Below are 3362 nucleotides of genomic sequence, written 5' to 3' on the forward strand. Positions count from 1 at the left end.
CCTTGGCGACCCGAATGCTCTTGTGCGGTAGGGGTGTTCGAGTGTGGGTGGTCTCGATACACCCGGCTCGGCTGGCGCCTCACCGGGCACTCGACCAGCGGCTCGGCTGGCGCCTCACCGGGCACTCGACCAGCGGCTCGGCTGGCGCCTCACCGGGCACTCGACCAGCGGCTCGGCTGGCGCCTCTTCAGGGCACTCGACGAGCGGTGAAAGCTGTGACGCGCTTCGTCGGTCCCCGCTAGGCGGCGAAGGCGTCGGGTATCGTCGGCGACGTGAGTGGCTCGCTAATGATCGGACCTGACAATGGTGACCTGATACTGCGTACCGGCGTGGCTGGGGCAGCCGCCAAGGCAGGGCATCGGCTGACCATTTCGTTTGAATCGTGGTCGGGGAGCGCGACGTTGATAGACGAAGCGCCGACCAGGGTGGAACTGTCGGTCGCGGTGAACTCATTGACCGTGCTCCGCGGTGATGGTGGTCTGACTCCGTTGACTGCCGCGGAGAAGGCGGTAGTCCGGTCCAACGCGTTGAAGACGTTACAGGCAAAGAAGTTTCGCGATATCACCTTTGTGGGTGACGGCGTGGCAACGATCGACGTTGGGTATCGAATATCTGGACAGCTGACTGTATGTGGGCGCAGTGTAGAACATGCAATCGATGTCGAAACCACACAGGCCGACGATTCGTGGGAGTTGTCAGCGCGCACTGTCGTCAGGCATAGCGATGTTGGGCTCAAGCCGTTTTCGCTGATGATGGGCACGCTGAAAGTAGCCGACGAGGTTGAGCTGGAGTTTCGGGCCCAGATCGCCCGTAACTAGCCCACAGCTGAATCACGTTGCACGACAATTATTGTCGTGAACCGCGAAATAGCTGTGGGGTAGTTATGTCACCAGGTCTGACGGAGTCAGCGTTGTGGTAAATGGCGTGGTCGCGGTCCATGATGTCCCTGGGCGAGCCGTGGCGATGACGGTGTAGCTGGGGCCATCCAACTCATATGCGACGACAGAACCGTCCTGCTCCACGCGCCAATAGTTCGGAATGCCGGCTGCGGCGTACTTCTGGGCTTTAGTGCCTCGCTCGAAAGACTGCGTTGACGCGGAGGCCACCTCTACGACGAGCGCGACATCTGCCGCCTCGTTCCACACCACCCGGTGCTCAGCCCCTGGTTTGAGAACGGCGATATCCGGAATGAATTCGCCGCCGGGGACGTGCACACCGATCTTGGTCAGAACGCGCCAATCCGCGGGGGCTGCGGCAAACAGGGTGACCAGGAGTTTGGTGGCAATGTTCTGGTGGTGCCCCCAAGGTGGTGGTGCCATGACGAGACTTCCCTCCAAGATCTCGTATCGGTGTCCCTCATTGGGCAAACGATCGAGATCAGCGGTGGTCCATACCTCCGGAAAGTTGCAGGCAGGTTCAGCCATGGCTCCTCCCTGCTTCTGTGTCAGCGTCGCGGGCTCGCCGCGCCAAAGGGCGGCCGAGATTCTGGCACCAAATTGTGTCGGCGCTCACTTCGGTAACCAGATCAAGACTGCCTTGTGATCCTCGTGTGACTTATTGAGCCTTGACCACTGGCACACTTGTGTGGTGCTGAAGTTACTTATGAGGCAAATGAGGTTAGTGGGACTTGTGGTGTTCGCGGCTATCGTGTCGCTCATCGCTGTTCCTGCCATCGCGTCGGCAGCCCCGACGACGACCCCCACCCCCAATGCGCCGGCTGCCAACGGCGGCGGAGCGCTGGTCGACACCGTTTTGAACACCCTCGCGGGTATCGGCGGATCGTCGGACGGACCTTCGACGCCGAGCAAAACGTCGCAGATGATCGTGGTCACCGCGCCTAAGGCGGCGGATACCACCGCGACGCTCACGGCATTCGAGAAGAATGCCGAAGGCAAGTGGACCTCGGTCGTTGGCCCAGTGAAAGCCTTCCTGGGGTCGCAGGGCATGGGCGAGCCTAAGGACAACGTTCCACGCACACCGGAAGGTACCTTCGCGCTGGACCAGGCATTTGGACGCGATGCGAACCCCGGAACCAAAATGCCGTACTTCCAAGCGACGACGGCTGACTGGTGGGACTCCAACATGAAGTCGCCGACCTACAACACCCACGTCAAGGGGAAGAACCCAGGCGGAGACAGTGAGAACCTCTACAACTCGGGACCTGTCTACGACTACGCGGTCAACATCGCACATAACCCGCAGCGCACACCGGGCAAGGCGTCCGCGATGTTCCTACACGTGACCAACGGTGAACCCACCCAAGGTTGTGTGGCTATCGACAAGGCATCGATGAAGAAGATCCTCGCCTGGCTCGACCCGGCTAAGGAGCCCAAGATCACCATCGGCGTCAACAAGGGTGCTCCGACCGCGGAAGCGCCGGGCACAACGACCCCGGGTGGCGCGAACTCAAATGGCATCCTCACCGGTCTGGCGAACAGCCTGCTGAGCCTGATTCCTTCGATCCTCGGCACCGCGGCAGGCAGCTAGCCGCTAAAGCTTCTGTGCGACAACAGGTCCCCGGCGCGTTGGCGTCGGGGACCTGTTTGGCTCTTCGGTTCAGGTAGCGTTTCGCACCAATTCGAAAGTACTCGCCACTGCACCGCCGAAGTCGTCGCGTGGCTGGGCCATCATGGCTACCTGTGCCCTCGCTTGTTCAATAACTGGTGTACCTGGGTCAAGTACCGACAGATAACGGTCGTGGGCGGCAAGGGAATTCACCGCTGACTCGACGAAGTCGCCTACCGCTACGGCATGCGTCGATTCGGGACCGTTGACGAATAGCCAACGAGGCGGTGAGTCCATCGTGTCGTAGGCTTCGATGACGGCGGCCGCGAATTCCATGTGATCTCGCTGGTTTGGTGCCCCGGGTGCCCATTCCGGACCGCCGTAAGTGGCGATTACGACGTCGGGTTGCAAGCGGGTGATGGTCTCGACGATCTTGGCTCGAAGCTGCGGTGTATTAAAGATGCTGCTGTCAGGGAACCCCCAGAACTCGACGTGATCGACGCCGACAATTGCCGCGGACGCGCGCTGCTCACTTTCCCGCAGCGGCCCGCACTCCACCGGTGCGAGACCTTCGATGCCGGCTTCGCCGCTGGAAGCCAAGGCGTAGAACACCTTTCGCCCCTCGGAGGTCCACCGTGCGACGGCCGCGGACATACCATATTCCGGGTCGTCCGGGTGAGCGACCAGGACAAGGGCAGTCGAGAATTCGGTCGGGAAAGGGAGTAGTTGCGGCATATACGCGACGTTACGCCGAAACCGTCGTGCGGTTGGGGCTATCGGTGGTCGAGTGCCCGGCGAGACGTTGATCGAGGCGGGTATATCGAGACCCGCGGGCGCCGAATATCTTTGCCCGGCAA

At 61.3% G+C, this 3362-nt stretch carries 4 protein-coding genes; 2 read left to right on the forward strand and 2 right to left on the reverse strand.

What is annotated here, in order from left to right; all coding sequences use genetic code 11:
* Positions 1-272: 272 nt before the first annotated feature.
* Positions 273-818 carry a YceI family protein gene (locus GOEFS_RS21690; RefSeq protein WP_245549941.1) on the forward strand — a complete coding sequence of 182 codons (546 nt, stop codon included), beginning with the start codon at positions 273-275 and terminating at the stop codon, positions 816-818.
* A 63-nt stretch (positions 819-881) separates the two neighbouring features.
* Here GOEFS_RS21690 and GOEFS_RS21695 read toward each other — a convergent pair whose 3' ends face one another.
* Complete coding sequence (locus GOEFS_RS21695) at positions 882-1424, reverse strand: Uma2 family endonuclease (protein ID WP_007320102.1); 543 nt, start codon at positions 1422-1424, stop codon at positions 882-884.
* 187 nt (positions 1425-1611) lie between these two features.
* Between GOEFS_RS21695 and GOEFS_RS21700 the strand changes: the two genes are divergently transcribed.
* Positions 1612-2487, forward strand: coding sequence for a L,D-transpeptidase family protein (locus tag GOEFS_RS21700; RefSeq protein ID WP_040525939.1), 876 nt, complete (start codon positions 1612-1614; stop codon positions 2485-2487).
* Between the two features lie 69 nt (positions 2488-2556).
* Here GOEFS_RS21700 and GOEFS_RS21705 read toward each other — a convergent pair whose 3' ends face one another.
* On the reverse strand, positions 2557-3240 hold the full coding sequence (locus GOEFS_RS21705) for a PIG-L deacetylase family protein (RefSeq protein WP_007320104.1): 684 nt from the start codon (positions 3238-3240) through the stop codon (positions 2557-2559).
* Between the last annotated feature and the right edge of the window lie 122 nt (positions 3241-3362).

It is taken from the genome of Gordonia effusa NBRC 100432 (genome assembly GCF_000241305.1).
Lineage (GTDB): Bacteria > Actinomycetota > Actinomycetes > Mycobacteriales > Mycobacteriaceae > Gordonia > Gordonia effusa.